This window comes from Agromyces badenianii (genome assembly GCF_003070885.1).
Taxonomy (GTDB): Bacteria; Actinomycetota; Actinomycetes; order Actinomycetales; family Microbacteriaceae; genus Agromyces; species Agromyces badenianii.
Window position 1 is genome coordinate 2289065 of record NZ_CP028913.1, and the last position, 16253, is coordinate 2305317.

15 protein-coding genes and 1 tRNA gene are annotated in these 16253 nt (G+C 69.8%); 9 read left to right on the forward strand and 7 right to left on the reverse strand.

From position 1 onward, the window contains the following. Nucleotides 1–46 precede the first annotated feature (46 nt). The 6 genes from DCE93_RS10855 to pstB all read left to right on the forward strand — a co-directional run bounded on the left by DCE93_RS10855 (nucleotide 47) and on the right by pstB (nucleotide 7351). Entirely contained in the window at nucleotides 47–2221 is a 2175-nt protein-coding gene (locus DCE93_RS10855) for an RNA degradosome polyphosphate kinase (protein WP_108595895.1), read from the forward strand. Next, on the forward strand, nucleotides 2218–3165 hold the full coding sequence (locus DCE93_RS10860; protein ID WP_244284154.1) for an NUDIX hydrolase: 948 nt from the start codon (nucleotides 2218–2220) through the stop codon (nucleotides 3163–3165). The genes DCE93_RS10855 and DCE93_RS10860 overlap by 4 nt, the downstream gene beginning before the upstream one ends. 167 nt (nucleotides 3166–3332) lie before the next feature. Next, nucleotides 3333–4424, forward strand: a complete 1092-nt coding sequence (locus DCE93_RS10865) for a phosphate ABC transporter substrate-binding protein PstS (RefSeq protein WP_108595896.1) — start codon at nucleotides 3333–3335, stop codon at nucleotides 4422–4424. 91 nt (nucleotides 4425–4515) lie between these two features. Beyond that, a complete protein-coding gene (gene pstC / locus DCE93_RS10870; protein WP_108595897.1) occupies nucleotides 4516–5454 on the forward strand; it encodes a phosphate ABC transporter permease subunit PstC in 939 nt (312 codons plus the stop codon). Further along, entirely contained in the window at nucleotides 5454–6548 is a 1095-nt protein-coding gene (gene pstA / locus DCE93_RS10875) for a phosphate ABC transporter permease PstA (RefSeq protein ID WP_108595898.1), read from the forward strand. The genes pstC and pstA overlap by 1 nt, the downstream gene beginning before the upstream one ends. Nucleotides 6549–6571: 23 nt before the next feature. Further along, complete coding sequence (gene pstB / locus DCE93_RS10880; protein WP_108595899.1) at nucleotides 6572–7351, forward strand: phosphate ABC transporter ATP-binding protein PstB; 780 nt, start codon at nucleotides 6572–6574, stop codon at nucleotides 7349–7351. 12 nt (nucleotides 7352–7363) lie between these two features. On the opposite strand, the gene DCE93_RS10885 is transcribed toward pstB, so the two are convergent. Together DCE93_RS10885 and DCE93_RS10890 are read right to left on the reverse strand one after the other, a co-directional pair. Beyond that, nucleotides 7364–8251 carry an aminodeoxychorismate lyase gene (locus DCE93_RS10885; protein ID WP_108595900.1) on the reverse strand — a complete coding sequence of 296 codons (888 nt, stop codon included), beginning with the start codon at nucleotides 8249–8251 and terminating at the stop codon, nucleotides 7364–7366. Between the two features lie 241 nt (nucleotides 8252–8492). Further along, nucleotides 8493–9131: a DNA-directed RNA polymerase subunit beta gene (locus tag DCE93_RS10890; protein ID WP_108595901.1), complete on the reverse strand. Its 639-nt coding sequence runs from the start codon at nucleotides 9129–9131 to the stop codon at nucleotides 8493–8495. 62 nt (nucleotides 9132–9193) lie between these two features. Here DCE93_RS10890 and DCE93_RS10895 point away from each other — a divergent pair. After that, nucleotides 9194–9266: transfer RNA gene (locus DCE93_RS10895), tRNA-Lys, on the forward strand. Between the two features lie 69 nt (nucleotides 9267–9335). Here the strand turns inward: DCE93_RS10895 and DCE93_RS10900 are convergent. The 5 genes from DCE93_RS10900 to DCE93_RS10920 all read right to left on the reverse strand — a co-directional run bounded on the left by DCE93_RS10900 (nucleotide 9336) and on the right by DCE93_RS10920 (nucleotide 14059). Further along, nucleotides 9336–9518: a YegP family protein gene (locus DCE93_RS10900; protein ID WP_108595902.1), complete on the reverse strand. Its 183-nt coding sequence runs from the start codon at nucleotides 9516–9518 to the stop codon at nucleotides 9336–9338. 158 nt (nucleotides 9519–9676) lie between these two features. Then, complete coding sequence (locus DCE93_RS10905; RefSeq protein WP_108595903.1) at nucleotides 9677–10717, reverse strand: LLM class F420-dependent oxidoreductase; 1041 nt, start codon at nucleotides 10715–10717, stop codon at nucleotides 9677–9679. A gap of 101 nt (nucleotides 10718–10818) precedes the next feature. After that, the gene (locus tag DCE93_RS10910; RefSeq protein WP_108595904.1) at nucleotides 10819–11691 is read right to left on the reverse strand and encodes an anti-sigma factor; all 873 of its coding nucleotides are present in this window, start codon (nucleotides 11689–11691) and stop codon (nucleotides 10819–10821) included. Beyond that, entirely contained in the window at nucleotides 11688–12272 is a 585-nt protein-coding gene (gene sigK / locus DCE93_RS10915; RefSeq protein WP_244284155.1) for an ECF RNA polymerase sigma factor SigK, read from the reverse strand. Before sigK ends, DCE93_RS10910 begins: the two co-directional genes overlap by 4 nt. A gap of 74 nt (nucleotides 12273–12346) precedes the next feature. Continuing rightward, complete coding sequence (locus DCE93_RS10920) at nucleotides 12347–14059, reverse strand: cytochrome c biogenesis protein CcdA (protein WP_168186207.1); 1713 nt, start codon at nucleotides 14057–14059, stop codon at nucleotides 12347–12349. Between the two features lie 175 nt (nucleotides 14060–14234). Between DCE93_RS10920 and DCE93_RS10925 the strand changes: the two genes are divergently transcribed. Together DCE93_RS10925 and DCE93_RS10930 are read left to right on the forward strand one after the other, a co-directional pair. Then, nucleotides 14235–14900, forward strand: coding sequence for a fasciclin domain-containing protein (locus DCE93_RS10925; RefSeq protein WP_108595905.1), 666 nt, complete (start codon nucleotides 14235–14237; stop codon nucleotides 14898–14900). Nucleotides 14901–15032: 132 nt separating this feature from the next. Further along, nucleotides 15033–16211, forward strand: a complete 1179-nt coding sequence (locus DCE93_RS10930) for a MarP family serine protease (protein WP_168186208.1) — start codon at nucleotides 15033–15035, stop codon at nucleotides 16209–16211. Nucleotides 16212–16253 lie beyond the last annotated feature (42 nt).

Genomic DNA, 16253 nt, shown 5'->3' on the forward strand with positions numbered 1-16253 from the left:
ACCAACACCTCATCTCCAGGTCATCCGCCAGTGGCATGATGAGAGGATGACCGCCGACAGCATCCTCGACGACCGCACGGCGAGCGACTTCGACGACGACTTCGAGCCCTTCGACCTCGAGGGTGCACCCGAACTCGCATCCGAGCGCTACCTCGACCGCGAGCTCAGCTGGCTCGCGTTCAATCAGCGCGTGCTCGAGCTGGCCGAGGATCCGAGAGTGCCGGTGCTCGAGCGGGCCAACTTCCTCGCGATCTTCGCCTCGAACCTCGACGAATTCTTCATGGTGCGCGTCGCCGGCCTCAAGCGCCGCATCGTCACCGGGCTCGCCGTGCCCACCAACGTCGGCCGCTCGCCGCTCGACGTGCTGAGCGACGTGTCGGCGAAGGCGCACGAACTGCAGGAGCGCCACGCGGCCGCCTACCAAGAGCTCGTGAAGCCCGCGCTCGCGGAGTCCGGCATCCGCATCATCACGTGGGCCGAACTCGGCGACGACGAGCACGCGCACCTGCGCGACTACTTCTCGAAGCAGATCTTCCCCGTGCTCATGCCGCTCGCGGTCGACCCGGCGCATCCCTTCCCCTACATCTCGGGGCTCTCGCTCAACCTCTCGGTGCGCGTTCGCAACAGCCGCACCGGCCGGCAGGAGTTCGCCCGCGTCAAGGTGCCGCAGATGCTGCCGCGGTTCGTGCGCGTCGAGCCCGCCGAGTCGATCGAAGACGCCCGCTACATCACCCTCGAAGACCTCATCGCCAACCACCTCGGCGATCTCTTCCCCGGCATGGAGATCGTCGAGCACCACGTCTTCCGCGTCACGCGCAACGAAGACGTCGAGATCGAGGAAGACGAGACCGAGAACCTGATCAAGGCGCTCGAGAAGGAGCTGCTGCGGCGCCGGTTCGGCCCGCCCATCCGCCTCGAGATCACCGACGACATGGACGAGGTGACGCTCGGGCTCCTCGTGCGCGAACTCGACGTGACCGAGCAGGAGGTCTTCCGCCTCCCTGCGCCGCTCGACCTCGGCGGACTCTTCGACCTCTCCCGTCTCGACCGGCCCGAGTTGCACTACCCCACGCACGTGCCGACCACCGCGCTGCAGCTGCAGCCGAGCGAATCCAATCTGCGGGCCGACGTCTTCAAGGCGATCTCGCGTCAAGACGTGCTGCTGCACCACCCGTACGAATCGTTCGCCACGAGTGTGCAGGCCTTCCTCGAGCAGGCCGCTGCCGACCCCGACGTGCTCGCCATCAAGCAGACGCTCTACCGCACCTCGGGCGACAGTCCCATCGTCGAGGCGCTCATCGACGCGGCCGAGTCGGGCAAGCAGGTGCTCGCCCTCGTCGAGATCAAGGCCAGGTTCGACGAGCAGGCGAACATCTCGTGGGCGCGCAAGCTCGAGAAGGCCGGCGTGCACGTCGTCTACGGCCTCGTCGGCTTGAAGACGCACTGCAAGCTCGCCCTCGTGATCCGCCAGGAGAAGGGCGGCCTGCGCCACTACAGCCACATCGGCACGGGCAACTACAACCCCAAGACGAGCCGCATCTACGAAGACCTCGGACTGCTCACCGCCGACGACCAGGTCGGCAAAGACCTCACCCGGCTCTTCAACGAGCTCTCGGGCTACGCCATCGAGAAGAAGTTCAAGCGGCTCCTCGTCGCGCCGCTGCACCTGCGCAAGGGGCTGCTCAAGCTCATCGCGGGCGAGATCGACAACGCGGTTGCCGGGCGGCCGTCCGGCATCCGCATCAAGGTCAACTCCATCGTCGACGAGGCCATCATCGACGCGCTCTACCGCGCCTCGAACGCGGGTGTGCCCGTCGACGTGTGGGTACGCGGCATCTGCAGTCTCCGGCCCGGCATTCCCGGCCTCAGCGAGAACATCCGGGTGCGCTCGATCCTCGGTCGCTACCTCGAGCACTCGCGCGTCTTCTCGTTCCTGAACGACGGCGACCCGCAGGTCTACATCGGCTCGGCCGACATGATGCACCGCAATCTCGACCGTCGGGTCGAGGCACTCGTGCGTCTCGCCGACCCGGCGCACCTCGCTGAGATCGACAGGCTCTTCGACCTCGCACTGGCCGAGACCACGAGTGCGTGGTGGCTCGACGGTTCGGGCGAGTGGTCGCGGCAGTCGGTCGACGCCGCGGGACATCCGCTCGACGACCTGCAGAATAGACTCATGCAGCAGATCGGCCAGCGTACCCGCTCTGGAAAGCGGCGGTGAAGACGGCGGTGTCGACGGCGGTCTATGCCGCGGGTGCCATCTGCTGGCGCATCATCGACGGCAAAGTGCACGTGCTGGTGATCCACCGCACGGTCCACGGCGATGTCACCATTCCCAAGGGAAAGGTCGATCCGGGCGAGTCGCTGCCGCAGACGGCCGTGCGCGAGATCGCCGAAGAGACCGGTCTCCAGGTCGCGCTCGGCGTGCCGCTCGGAGTCTCGAGGTATCCGCTGCCGAGCGGGCGCGAGAAGATCGTGCACTACTGGGCCGCCGAGGTGAGCGAACGGGCCCTGCAGCGGTCGACGTTCAAGCCCAACGGCGAGGTCGCCGCGATCGAGTGGGTCACGGTCAAGCGAGCACGCGGCTACCTCAGCTACGGACCCGACGTCGAGCTGCTCGACGCGTTCGCGAAGCTGCTCGACCAGGGCATCACGTCGACGTTCGCGCTCGCCGTCGTGCGGCACGGCAAGGCGGTCAGCCGCTCGAGCTGGAACGGTGAGGATGCCGCGCGGCCGCTCACCGAGCGCGGTGTCGAGCAGTCGGCGGGTCTGGTCGACACGCTCGGCGCGTGGGCTCCGAAGCGCATCGTGACGAGTCCCGCCGTGCGCTGCGTGACGACGGTCACGCCGCTCGCCGCGGCCACCGGCATCGAGATCAAGCGCGACTCCGGCATCAGCCAAGACGCGTGGGAGTCCGGCGACGACGAGGTGCGTCGAGTGGTCGGAAAACGGGTGCGGGCCGGCAAGAGCGCCGTCATCTGCAGTCACGGCCCCGTACTGCCCGAGATCATGCGCGAGATCGCCCTCGCCACCGGCACCCCGCTGGGGTCCTACGTGACGGATGCCGCGGGGCTCGAGGCGGGCGCGTTCAGCGTCGTGCACCTCTCCTCCGAGAGCCCGGGGTCGGGCATCATCGCGATCGAGACGCATGCACCGCGCGCCTGAGTCACGGCTGGCGGGCACCCGTTCCACGTGCGGGCGGGGTGAGCGCGACAGCGGTCGTTCACCTGCTGTTTACCGTCGTGGCGGAAGCTCGTAAGGCGCGCTCATTAGCCTCGCAGACGGGTCGGCACCGACCCACACCTGCAATCCAACCCCGGAAGGGAATCCACGTGAATCTCAAGCGTTTCGGCGTGCCCGCCGTTGTCGCCGTCACGGCCGCGATCGCGCTCAGCTCCTGTGCCTCGAACGAAGGCGGCGCAGCACCGTCGGAGTCGGCCTCCAAGCTCTCGGGCAACCTCGTCGGCGCCGGCGCCTCCTCGCAGGACGCGGCCCAGCAGACGTGGATCGCCGGTTTCCAGATCGCGAACCCCGAGGTCACCATCGACTACGACCCCTCCGGTTCGGGCGCAGGTCGTGAGACCTTCCTCGAGGGCGCCAGCGACTTCGCCGGCTCCGACCGTGCGTTCAAGGACGAGGAGATCGCCGCCGGCGGCTTCAAGAAGTGCGCCGCAGACTCGACCCTCGTCGAGCTGCCGCTCTACATCTCGCCGATCGCCGTGATCTTCAACCTCGAGGGCGTCGACTCGCTCGACCTCGACGCTGCGACCGTCGCGGGCATCTTCGCCGGCACGATCTCGAACTGGAACGACCCGGCGATCGCCGCGACGAACCCCGACGCGAAGCTCCCCGACCTCGCCATCACGCCCGTGCACCGCTCCGACGACTCGGGCACGACCGAGAACTTCACCGAGTACCTCGGCGCCGCTGCATCCGACGTCTGGACCTGGGAAGCTGACGGAGTCTGGCCGTTCGAAGGCGGCGAAGCCGCTCAGGGCACCTCGGGCCTCGTCGACGCCGTGACCAACGGCAACGGCACCATCGGTTACGCCGACGCCTCGCGCGCCGGTGACCTCGGTACCGTCTCGATCAAGGTCGGCGACGAGTTCGTGCCGTACTCCCCCGAGGCCGCTGCCGCCATCGTCGACGTTTCGCCGTTCGCCGAGGGCCGCGCCGAGGGCGACCTCGCCATCGACATCGACCGCACCTCGGAAGAGGCCGGCGTCTACCCGATCGTGCTCGTGAGCTACCTCATCGCGTGCGGCCAGTACGAAGACCCGGCGAACGTCGAACTCGTCAAGGGCTACCTCTCGTACATCGCGAGCCCCGAGGGCCAGGAGGTCTCCGCGACCGACGCCGGTTCGGCGCCGATCTCGGACACGCTCCGCGAGAAGGTCACCGCCGCGATCGACTCGATCAAGTAGTGACATCGTGCCCGACCTCGATCGTTCGCGGCGGGGTCGGGCACGTTCGCGTCTCAAGAACCCGACTCAACAACTCTGAGGATCGCACCAGATGACGTCCGTACCCGGCCCGATCAAGGCGAAGCTTCGCGTCGGCGACCTCGTCTTCTCCCGCTCCGCGGTGTTCGCGGGGTCGATGATCCTCGTCACCCTGGCCGCGGTGGCCATCTTCCTGATCGTGCAGAGCCTGCCGGCCATGGTGGCCTCCAAAGAGGATGCTTCGATCCTCACGACGAGTTTCTGGGACTACGTCGGTCCGCTCGTCTTCGGCACCGTCTGGGCCGCGGCGCTCGCGCTGCTCGTGGCCCTGCCGATCGCCATCGGCATCGCGCTCTTCATCTCGCACTACGCGCCGCGCCGCCTCGCCTCGGTGCTCGGCTACGTCGTCGACCTGCTCGCCGCCGTTCCGTCGGTCGTGTTCGGCCTCTGGGGCATCGGCGTCTTCGCCCCGGCGCTCGTCACCGCCTACGCCTGGCTGAACGAGAACCTCGGCTGGATCCCGCTCTTCAGCGGCACTCCGTCGGCGACCGGGCGCACCATCCTCACGGCCGCCCTCGTGCTCGCCGTCATGGTGCTGCCGATCATGACCGCCATCTGCCGCGAAGTGTTCCTGCAGACGCCAGTGCTGCATGAAGAAGCAGCGCTCGCGCTCGGCGCCACCCGCTGGGAGATGATCCGCACCGCGGTGCTGCCCTTCGGCCGCCCCGGCGTCATCTCGGCATCGGTGCTCGGCCTCGGGCGGGCGCTCGGTGAGACGATGGCCGTCGCGATGGTGCTCTCGGCGTCGCCCGTGATCACCTTCCAGCTGCTCACCTCGGTCAACCCCAACACGATCGCCGCGAACATCGCGCTCAGCTTTCCCGAGGCGTACGGACTGAACGTCAACGTCCTCATCGCCACCGGCCTCATCCTCTTCATCGTGACCTTCGCGGTCAACGCCTTCGCGCGCTGGATCGTCAGTCGCCGCAAGGAATTCTCGGGAGCCAACTGATGACCGTCCAGACCACCCAGGCCCCCGAGACCGGCGCACCCATCGCCAACTCGCTCACCGCCGGGCGACTTCCGAAGTCGGCTCCGTGGACGATTCTGCTCACCGCGGTCGCCGCCGCAGCCGTCGTCTTCGGCGTCATCGCCGCCGGCTCGGGTGGCGGCTACAACTGGGGCGGTGCGCTGTTCATCGGGGCCCTGCTCTACATCCCCTCGATCTGGCTGTTCTCGACGCTCGTCGAAGGACGTCGACGGGCGATGGACCGGCTGGTGACCGCACTGGTCACGGGCGCCTTCCTGCTCGCGATGATCCCGCTCGTCTCGCTCGCGATCACGGTCGTGAGCCTCGGGGCGGCCCGCTTCGACGCCGACTTCTTCTCGATGTCGATGCGAAACGTCACCGGCGAGGGCGGCGGAGCCCTGCACGCGATCATCGGCACCCTGCTGATGACGGGCGCCGCAGCGGTCATCTCCATCCCGATCGGCCTGATGACCTCGATCTACCTCGTCGAGTACGGGCGCGGTCGCCTCGCCCGGGGCGTCACCTTCCTCGTCGACGTCATGACCGGCATCCCGTCGATCGTCGCCGGTCTCTTCGCCTACTCGGTCTTCGCGATCTTCCTCGGGCCCGGCACGCGCACCGGCATCGCCGGCGCCGTCGCCCTCTCACTGCTGATGATCCCCGTCGTCGTGCGCTCGAGCGAGGAGATGCTCCGCCTCGTGCCGAACGAGCTCCGCGAAGCAGCCTTCGCCCTCGGCGTGCCGAAGTGGCTGACGATCGTCAAGGTCGTGCTGCCCACCTCGATCGCGGGCATCACGACGGGCATCATGCTCTCGATCGCGCGCGTCATCGGCGAGACGGCGCCACTGCTCATCGCCGCGGGCTTCACCGCGAGCGTGAACTACAACATCTTCTCAGACCGCATGCAGTCGCTGCCCGTGTACGTGTACACCCAGTACGCGAACCAGGGCAACCCGGCCGAGGCCTACATCGACCGGGCCTGGGCGGCCGCGCTCACCCTGATCCTCATCGTCATGGCGCTGAACCTCGTCGCGAGGCTCGTCGCCCGATTCTTCGCGCCGAAGTTCGGCCGCTGACCCCCGGCAAGCAAAGGAAACCAGTGTCCAAGCGCATCGAGGTCCGCGACCTCAACGTCTACTACTCGAAGTTCCTCGCCGTCGAAGGCGTGACGCTCGAGATCGAGCCCCGCAGCGTCACCGCGTTCATCGGCCCGTCGGGTTGCGGCAAGTCGACCTTCCTCCGCACCCTGAACCGCATGCACGAGGTCATCCCCGGTGCTCGCGTCGAGGGCGAAGTGCTCATCGACGGCAACAACCTCTACGACCCCGACGTCGACCCGGTGCTCGTGCGCCGCCAGGTGGGCATGGTCTTCCAGCGGCCGAACCCGTTCCCGACGATGTCGATCAAAGAGAACGTGCTCGCGGGCGTGAAGCTCAACAACAAGCGCATCTCGAAGTCCGACGCCGACGAACTCGTCGAGCGGTCGCTGCGCGGCGCGAACCTCTGGAACGAGGTCAAGGACCGCCTCGACCGCCCCGGCTCCGGCCTGTCGGGCGGTCAGCAGCAGCGACTCTGCATCGCACGGGCGATCGCGGTCTCGCCCGAGATCATCCTCATGGACGAGCCGTGCTCGGCCCTCGACCCGATCTCGACTCTCGCCATCGAGGACCTCATCGAGGAACTGAAGCTCCAGTACACGATCGTGATCGTGACCCACAACATGCAGCAGGCCTCTCGGGTCAGTGACAGGACGGCGTTCTTCAACATCGCCGGCACGGGCAAGCCCGGCAAGCTCATCGAGTACGCCGACACCACCACGATCTTCTCGAACCCGTCGGTGAAGGCGACTGAAGACTACGTCTCGGGCCGCTTCGGTTGAAACCGCGCCGCGTCAGTCGCGCGGCGAGAGCAGGTAGTCGTTGAACTCGCGCGTCTCCGCCGCGTCGTAGGAGACGGATGCCCCGTCGAGACGGGTCACTCCGACGGCGAGGCGCACACTCGACACGAGCCAGAGCGCGTCGGCCGTGCCGAGTTCGGCGATCGGGATGTCGCGATATTCCGTCGCCCGCCCGGTCGCGGCAAGGTGCTCGAAGAGACTCTGCTGCGTCGTGCCGTGCAGGATCGCGCCCGACGGCGCTGGCGTCGAGAAGACGTCGCCGTGACGCAGGATCACGCTCGACGTCGGCCCCTCCATGACGTACCCGTCTGAGGAGACGAAGATCGTGTCGTCGGCGCCGCGACGGCGCGCCTCGCGAAGCGCGGCCATGTTGGTCGCGTAGCTGAGCGTCTTCGCCCCGAGCAGGAGCCAGGGCGCGTGCTCGGCCGCGTCGTGCGCGTATCCGCGGTCGAGCGTCACGACGGCCACGCCGCGCTCGCGCACGGCGCTGAAGTCCGCCGCGCGGGACGCGTGCAGCCACGCGGTCGGCGCTGGTCCGTGTTCGACCCCGCGGCTCAGCACGAGCTTCAGCGCCCATTGGCCGCGGTCGGGCAGGCTCGCCACGGCTCGATCGATCGCGGCGCGCCACTGCGCGAGATTGGGCTCGGGCAGTTCGCAGATGACCGCCGAGTTGCGCAGCCGGTCGAGGTGCGGGCCGGTCTCCTGCGCATGGCCGTCGATGACGGCGAGCGTCTCGAAGACGCCGTCGCCGCGCTGCGTCGACAGCTCTCCGACCCGCAAGGCCGGCGCCGCCGCGTCGACCTCGCGGAGCGTCGACGCGAGATCGACGTCGCGCGCGTCGGCGGGCACTGGTTCGATGAGGAGGGTGACCGTCTCTGGCATGCTCCGATGCTACGCGGATGCGGCGCGGATGCGGCGCGGAAACGGCGCCCCGTGACATCCGGGCAGGAGAATGGCCGACCGCAGAACGCCTCTCGGCGCGAGGCCGCTCGGAGCGGCGAATATTGGAGCCCGGGGTTACTGCGGCCGGCCACGTCAATCATAAACGAGGTCGGGCCGCCATTCATTCCCGCGAGGCCAGCGGGCTCGGCCGCGCCGGGTGCCGACCCGTCGACTGCGCTGCCTAGTCGAGCGCGTCGCGGCGCCAGAGCCGCGCGCACGAGGCGAGTTCGTCTGCGAGCTCCGTGAGCCGAAACGCGCGGGTGGTGAGCGCGGCCGAGCGATCGGGGTGCGCGGAATCGGTCGCGTCGGCGTCGTCGGCGAGGCTCGCCATGCCCGCGGCGCTGACCCGGGCGAATGCGGCCGCCCGTTCGAGGGCGACCGCGAAGTCGCCGGTGAACAGGCCGTGCAGGATGCGGTCGGCGAGTTCGCGGACCTCATCGGGTCCGGCGGGAATGGCCGCGCCGGCGACGACCTGGTCGATCGTGCGCGAGACCTCGCTGCCGCGCTGGAAGGCGAGGCTCATGCTGCGTGGATCCTGCCGGATGAGGGTGCGCAGCAGGTAGACCCGCCAGAGGGCCCCGGGAAGGCTCTTGGCCGAGGCTCGCGACCAGAGTTCGGCGATCGCATCGATGCCGTGCTCGTCGGTGTACGAGACGAGGCGGGCGACCACCTCGGGGTCGGGGTCGGCGCGCACGCGTGAGAGCAGCGCGGCTGCGGTGTCATGGGCGACCCTGCTGAGGTGCGCCGGGTCTTCGGCGCCCTGGAAGGCCTCGAACATGCCGGGCGGGAACTTGGTGGGACGAGTGAAGTCTGAAGCCATCGCGGCACACCTTACTCGCCTTCGCACAATGCAGCGACGCGAGCAGGCTATTCTGGTTCGGCGGGCCTCTAGCTCAGTTGGCAGAGCAGCGGACTTTTAATCCGCGGGTCGTCGGTTCGAGCCCGACGGGGCCCACCGTCTCACCGCTTCGATTCCGCCCGGCGATGCTCCGCTCACCGGGCACCGCCTCGGCGGGAGTCCGAGCTACTCGACGACGTCGACGAGCGCGGAGTCGAACGCGTGCATCTGCACCGACCCGATGCCGTTCTTCGCGGCAGCCCTCGTCGTGTCGTCCTCGGATGCGGCGTTCAGCTGACCGATGCCGGCCTTCTGCCGGAACCTGATTCGTGCGCTCGCATCCTCGTAGAACTCGAACGTTCCCGCCATGGCGGCTCCTCCCCAGGTGTCCCTCGTGCCCACATCCTCGTGCGCACGCTCTCACGGTAGACCCGCTCCGCTCCTGCGCGCCAGAGCCTGGCCGGACTTCTCTCGGAACGCGCACGGCGACCGCCGCCCTGCCGGGGCCGCGATCGCGAGCGTCGCCGTCAGCCCACGAGCGAGCGGAAGCCCGACATCAACGCCACCCGCTCGGCGGAGCTGCGTGCGAGCGGCGTGACCGACAGCGTCGTGACGCCGGACTCCGCGAACGCGGCGACCCGCTCGGCGACATACGATGCCGGGCCGATGAGCGAGACGGCCCGAACGAGCTCGTCGGGCACCGCGGCGATCGCCTCCTCCTTGCGTCCCTCGAGGTAGAGGTCTTGGATGAGCGCCGCCTCGGCCTCGAAGCCGTAGCTCGAGATGAGCTCGTTGTAGAAGTTCTTGCCCCGGGCGCCCATGCCGCCGACGTAGAGCGCGAGCTGCGGCTTGACGAGCGGTAGCACGAGCTCGGGCTCGTCGGTGATCGCCAGTGCCGGGCTCGCGAAGATGTCGAGCGGCGCGAGCTCGGGCGCGCGCTTGGCGGCGCCGGCGGCGAGTGCGCCGCCCCAGACCGCAGCAGCCCGCTCGGGGTGGAAGAACATCGGCAGCCAGCCGTCGGCGATCTCGGCGGTCTGCTCGACCGACTTGAGGCCGAGCGAGGCGATCGTGATCGGGATGCGCTCGCGCACCGGGTGGTTGATGAGCTTCAGCGGCTTGCCGAGGCCCGTGCCCTCTCCCTCGGGGAGGGGGATGCGGTAGCGGCGCCCGTCGTGCACGACCGGCTCGCGGCGCCAGACCATGCGGCAGATCTCGACGAGTTCACGGGTGCGACCGAGCGGCGCGTCGTAGGGCACGCCGTGGAACCCCTCGATGACCTGCGGCCCGGATGCCCCGATGCCGAGCTCGAACCGGCCATCGGAGACGAAGTCGAGCCCGGCGGCGGTCATCGCCGTGAGCGTCGGCGTGCGCGTGTAGAGCTGCAGGATGCCGGACGCGAGCGTGACGGTCGACGTGCGGGCGGCGAGGAAGCCGAGCTGGCTCACCGCGTCGAAGGAGTACGCCTCGGGCACGGAGATCAGGTCGACCCCGGCGCGCTCGAGTTCGACGACCTCGTCGGCGACCTCCCGGAATCCGCCCGCGTAATTCAGGAACATGCCGACGCGCATCCGTCACTCCTCTTCGTGTGCTGGGCCCGGCCGGTCGGCCGCGGGCACTCAGACCCTAACCGAGGTGCGCGGGCGGGGCGGCATCCGTTGTCGCAGGTCGACTACGTGGGGATGACGACGATCGGATCGCTCGTGGGTTGCGGAGAACCGCCGGCCGGCTCGACCGTGACGCCGACCTCGACACCCGGCGCGAAGGCACCGTCGAGCACTCGCCAGGTCTCCTCCCCCTGCACGTCGAAGGTTCCGGCCGATTGCGGGCCGTCGTCGTCGATGTACCAGAGCTCGTAGGTCGACTCGGCGCCCACATCGGGCAGGCCCTCGACGATGACGCCCGAGCGGCCCTGCTCGGCCGACCAGTAGAGGGTGACGGCGCCGCCCCCGTCGACCTCGTGCGTCGATGACTGCACGTCGGAAGCCTCGGCGATCGCCGCCATCTCGCGCTGCGCACCCCAGCCGTTGGGTCCGGCCCAGCCGACGCCGATGATCGCCCCGGCGATGAGCGCGACGGATGCCGCCGCTGCCGCGATGATCGCTCCCGGACGCTGGAACCATCGGTGCTGTGCGACCCGCTCGGCACGCCCGGGTTCTCGGGCGTGCCGCGGGGCGGCGGCCTCGGGCTCGGGCGCCGCCGCAGCCGGCGGAGCGGGTGGCGCGGCCGTGGTCGCCGCGGCCTCGGGACGCTGCTGCGGCAGCGCGTCGAGCTGCGCCAGGAGCCGGGACTTCAGGGCGGGCGGGGGCTCCACGGGGGCGACTGCCGCTGCCAGCAGCGCCGAGGTCTCGGCGAAGCCGTCGGCCTCGTCGCGAAGCGCGGGGTCTGCAGCGAGCGCTCGCTCGACAGCGGCCCGTTCCTCGGCGTCGAGCGCGTCGAGGGCGTGCGCGGCGAGGGCACCGCGAAGCGCCTCGAAGGAGTCGGGGGCCGGCTCGTCGGCGCGGCGCTCGTCGCGCTCGTCGCGCGGGTCGTTCGTCTCGCTCATGTCGTCACCCCCAGTGCGGTTCGCAATCTGATCATCCCGTCTCGCAATCGGGTCTTGACTGTGCCGAGCGGCACCTCGAGCCGGTCGGCGATCTCGCTCTGCGTGAGCCCGCCGTAATAGGCCAGCGAAACACACTCGCGTTGCAGTTCACTGAGACCGACGAGCGCGTCGACCACGCGCTCGTGCTCGACCCGGATCTCGACGGCCTCTGCGACGGTGTCGACGGGCACCTCGAGGTCGCGCACCCCGACGCGGAGGTCTCGGTCGCGCGAGGCCTGCGACGCCCGGATGCGGTCGACGGAGCGGCGATGGGCGAGCGTGAACATCCACGCGAGTGCGTTGCCGCGCGCGGCGTCGAAACGCGGTGCGGACTGCCATATCTCGAGGTACACGTCTTGCGTCACCTCCTCGGCCTGCGCCGGATCGACCACGAGCCTGCGCACGAGTCCGAAGACCCGTGCCGCGGTCGCCTCGTAGAGCTCGCCGAAGGCCTCCCGGTCGCCCCTGCCGACCTGCGTGAGGAGCTCCTCCGCGGTCGGGCCGGACTCCGGGGCAGTGAGAGCCCTGTCGCGGTCGGCCATGCGACCCAGCATGCCAGATTGGCTGCCGGTCGTCGCCTGGGCGATGACGTCGTGGTGCGGTGCGCAGGCATGGCTCATCCGAAGGTGAAGGAGTAGGCGTCGACACCGGAGGCCACGGTGACGGTGATGACACCGGATGCCGAGGCATCCGTCTTCACGAGTTCGTACGACCTCGGCACGCCGCTGATCTCGATCCTGCGGCGCTCGCTGCCGTCGTCGACGACGATCGTCCCCTCGCCGCCGAGCACCATGCGCACCTCGCTCCCGGTGTAGTCGAGCCGCACTCGGGCGTCGCCCGCCGCCGGAGCGATCGACTGGGTGTCGAGCGTCCAGTCTCCGTCGAGCGCGAACGCGTCGTCGCCGAGCCTCGACGGGAACGCGAACCCGGTCGTGGCCCGGCGGTAGTCCTCGTCGCCGCCGAAGTTCACCTGCTTCGTCGTGCCGAGGAAGGTCTCCGGCGTGGTGGAACCCGCCTCGGGGGTGTCATCGGCCAGCTCGGTGGCGGGCGGCAGCGTCACGCCGGGATCGGCGTCGCCCAGGAGCTCGCGGATGAGTCCCTCGGTGGCGAGGTCGTTGCCCTCGCCGAACGAGATGTGCCGCACGACGCCCTCGGCGTCGATCAGGTAGTGCGCCGGCCAGTAGCGGTTGCGGTAGTTCGTCCACGTCGAGAGCGAGTTGTCGACGCCGACGGGGTAGTCGATGCCGAACGCGGCGATGCCGGCCTCGACGTTGCGCGGCTCCTTCTCGAAGGCGTACTCGGGCGAGTGGATGCCCACCACGGCGAGTCCGGCGTCGCGGTAGGCCTCGTCCCAGGCGACGACGTGCGGGATGGAGCGCTGGCAGTTGATGCACGAGTACGCCCAGAAGTCGATGAGCACGACCCGGCCGCGGAGGGTCGCGAGGTCGACGGCCGCCCCGCCGTCGGTGTTGAACCACTGCTGGATTCCCCTGATCGACGGCGCACTGCCGCACGACTCGAGCTCGGCGGCCCCGTTCGTGCACTGGTCGAGCTCCGCGTTCTCCTCGTTGACGAGGCCGCCGAGATCGAGCGCCCGGGCCACCTCCTCCGAGTCGGCGAGCTCCTGCTGGAACGCGCTCGTGTAGTCGGGAACGAGTCGTTGCAGCAGCTGCGGCAGGTTGAAGACGAGCCCCACGGCGAGCCCGATCATGACGACGCCGCCGGTGATGCGGATGGCCCGCTGGTGCGTGCGGAACGACTTCACCCGCTCGGCGACCCGCCGTCCGGCGAGGGCGAAGACGAGCAACGGCAGGGCGGCGCCGACCGCGAACGCGACGGTGAGCACGACCGTCTCGAGCCCGATGCGGCCCGTCGACCCGGCCACCGTGATCGCCGCGAGCACCGGCCCGGCGCACGGCACGTAGACGGCGCCCAGGGCGAGGCCCAGCGGGAACCCGCCCTGCTCGGTGCCGACGTTCTTCCGCGGGATCCAGGAGAACGGCTTCTCGAGCAGCTCCTCGAAGCGCGGCACGATGAGGCCGACGCCGATGAGCACGAGAACGACGATCCCGGCCCAGCGCAGCACGTCCTGCGGAAGTCCGAGCAGGGCGAGCAGGAGCGATCCGACGAGGGTGAAGACGCTGAAGCTCAGCACCAGCCCCGCGATGACGAGGTAGGGGCGGAAGCGTCCGGCCTGCGGGGCATCCACTGCGCCTCTCGCGCTCTGCGCACCGCCGGAGAGGAAGATCACCGGCAGCACGGGCAGGATGCACGGCGAGATGCCGGTGATGAGACCTCCGAGGAGACCGATGAGGGCGAGCGTGATCACAGGGTCCTGCTTTCTCGGGTCGCCGGTGGTTCGCAGCGGAGGCCGGATCCGATTGGTCGGCCGCCCCGTTCGACGTCGACCGATCCGACGGCATCGACCAATCCGATCGGAGACGGGCACCGAACCCCTCGCAACGACCCGCTCCCGTGGTCGTGTTCAACGAAGGAGTCGACCGATGCGTTCCACGTCCCGCAGCACCCGCACCGCCCTCGCGGCGTTCTCGATCACGGCCGTCGCCGTGCTCGGCCTCGCCGGTTGCAGCATGGGCGGCGCCGCCGCCGAGAGCGACGAACCCGCGATGTCCGAGCAGAGCCAGCCGACGGAGCAGGCGACGGAGGCCGATCCCGCCGCCGACCTCGTCGGCCCGGGCTGCGCCGCCTATGCCGAGGCAGTGCCCGACGGACCCGGGTCCGTCGTCGGCATGTCCACCGATCCGGTGGCCGTCGCCGCCTCGAACAACCCGCTGTTGACGACCCTCGTCGCCGCGGTCTCCGGTCAGTTGAACCCCGACGTCGACCTCGTCGACACGCTGAACGGCGACGAGTTCACCGTCTTCGCGCCGGTCGACGAGGCGTTCGCCAAGATCGATGCCGCGACCATCGAGTCGCTGAAGACCGATTCGGCGACGCTGACGAAGATCCTCACCTACCACGTGGTGCCCGGCCAGCTCTCGCCCGATGAGGTCGTCGGCACGCAGACCACGGTCGAGGGCGGCACCGTCGAGGTGACCGGCTCGGGCGACGCCCTCATGGTCAACGACGCCGCGGTCGTCTGCGGCGGCGTGCGCACCGCGAACGCGACGGTCTACCTCATCGACACCGTGCTGATGCCCGCGATGTAGCACCGCCCGCGGCGAACGGCCCCGTCGGACCGACGACGGGGCCGTCCCCGCGCCCGGCGTCCGCGCGCGCCTTCAGCACTCTCGAAGACGGATGCCGCAGGCTTGAGATCCCCGGCCTCGAAGGGAGCCCCCGTGGTCTGGAGCATCCTGCTCGACGTCGCCCTCGTGCTCGTCTTCATCGGCGCGGTCGTGAACGGCTGGCGGGCCGGCCTCCTGCGAACCGCCGCCGGCCTCATCGGGCTCGTGGCCGCGGGTGTCGCCGCCTACTTCGTCATGCCGTGGGTCGCGGGCCTCGTGCCCTCGCCCGAGTGGCGGGCACCGGCCGCGATCACCGCCGCCATCGTGCTGCTCTGCCTCGGCACCTGGCTCGGAGCGGTCATCGGCCGCGCCCTGTGGCGCGGCGCGCGCGCAGTGAAGCTCGGCGCCTTCGACCGGGTCCTCGGCGCCATCGGCAACCTGCTCGTCACCGCGTTCGTCGTCGCCCTCGTCTCCTCCGGCATCTCGGCGATGGGCGTTCCGGTGCTCTCCCCCGCCGTCGCCGGATCCCGGGTGCTGCAGGCCCTCGACGCGATCACCCCTGCACCGACCCGCAGCCTGTTGGCCGAGATCCGCACCGCCGCGCTCGGCGAGGGCATCCCGTGGCTCGCCGACGTGCTCGACGGTCCGACCGAGAGCCCGGCGCTGCCGACGTTCGCCGTCGACGACCCCGAACTCGCCCGCGCGGCGGCATCCGTCGTGCGCATCACCGGAAGCGCCTTCCAGTGCGGTTCGACGCTCTCGGGCAGCGGTTTCGTGGTCGCCGCCGACCGCATCGTCACGAACGCCCACGTCGTCGCCGGTGTCACCGAGCCGATCGTCGAGGCGCCGGGCCAACCGGCCCTGCCCGGGCGGGTCGTGGCGTACGACGAGGCGAACGACCTCGCGCTCATCGCCGTCGCCGGGCTCGCGACCCCTCCGCTGCCGCTCGCGATGGCCACGCCCGGCCAGGAGGTCGCCGTGGCGGGCTACCCCTTCGGCGGACCGTTCGAACTGCGCCCGGCGAACGTCATGTCGAGCGGCCCCCTCACGATCGAGGCGGCGGGCCGGGCCTCGACGCGCGACGTGATGACGCTCGCCGCCGACGTCGACCACGGCAACTCGGGCGGCCCCGTGCTCACGGGCGACGGCGCGGTCGGCGGGGTCGTCTTCGCGAAGTCGGAATCGGTCGACAACGTCGGATTCGCGATTCCGACGTCGACCCTCGCCCCGCTCGCGAGCGAAGCGCCGAGCCTCGAGGCCCCCGTCGACTCGGGCTCGTGCGTCGTCGGGTGACGGCTGACGGCTGACGGCTGACGGCTGACGGCTGACGGCTGA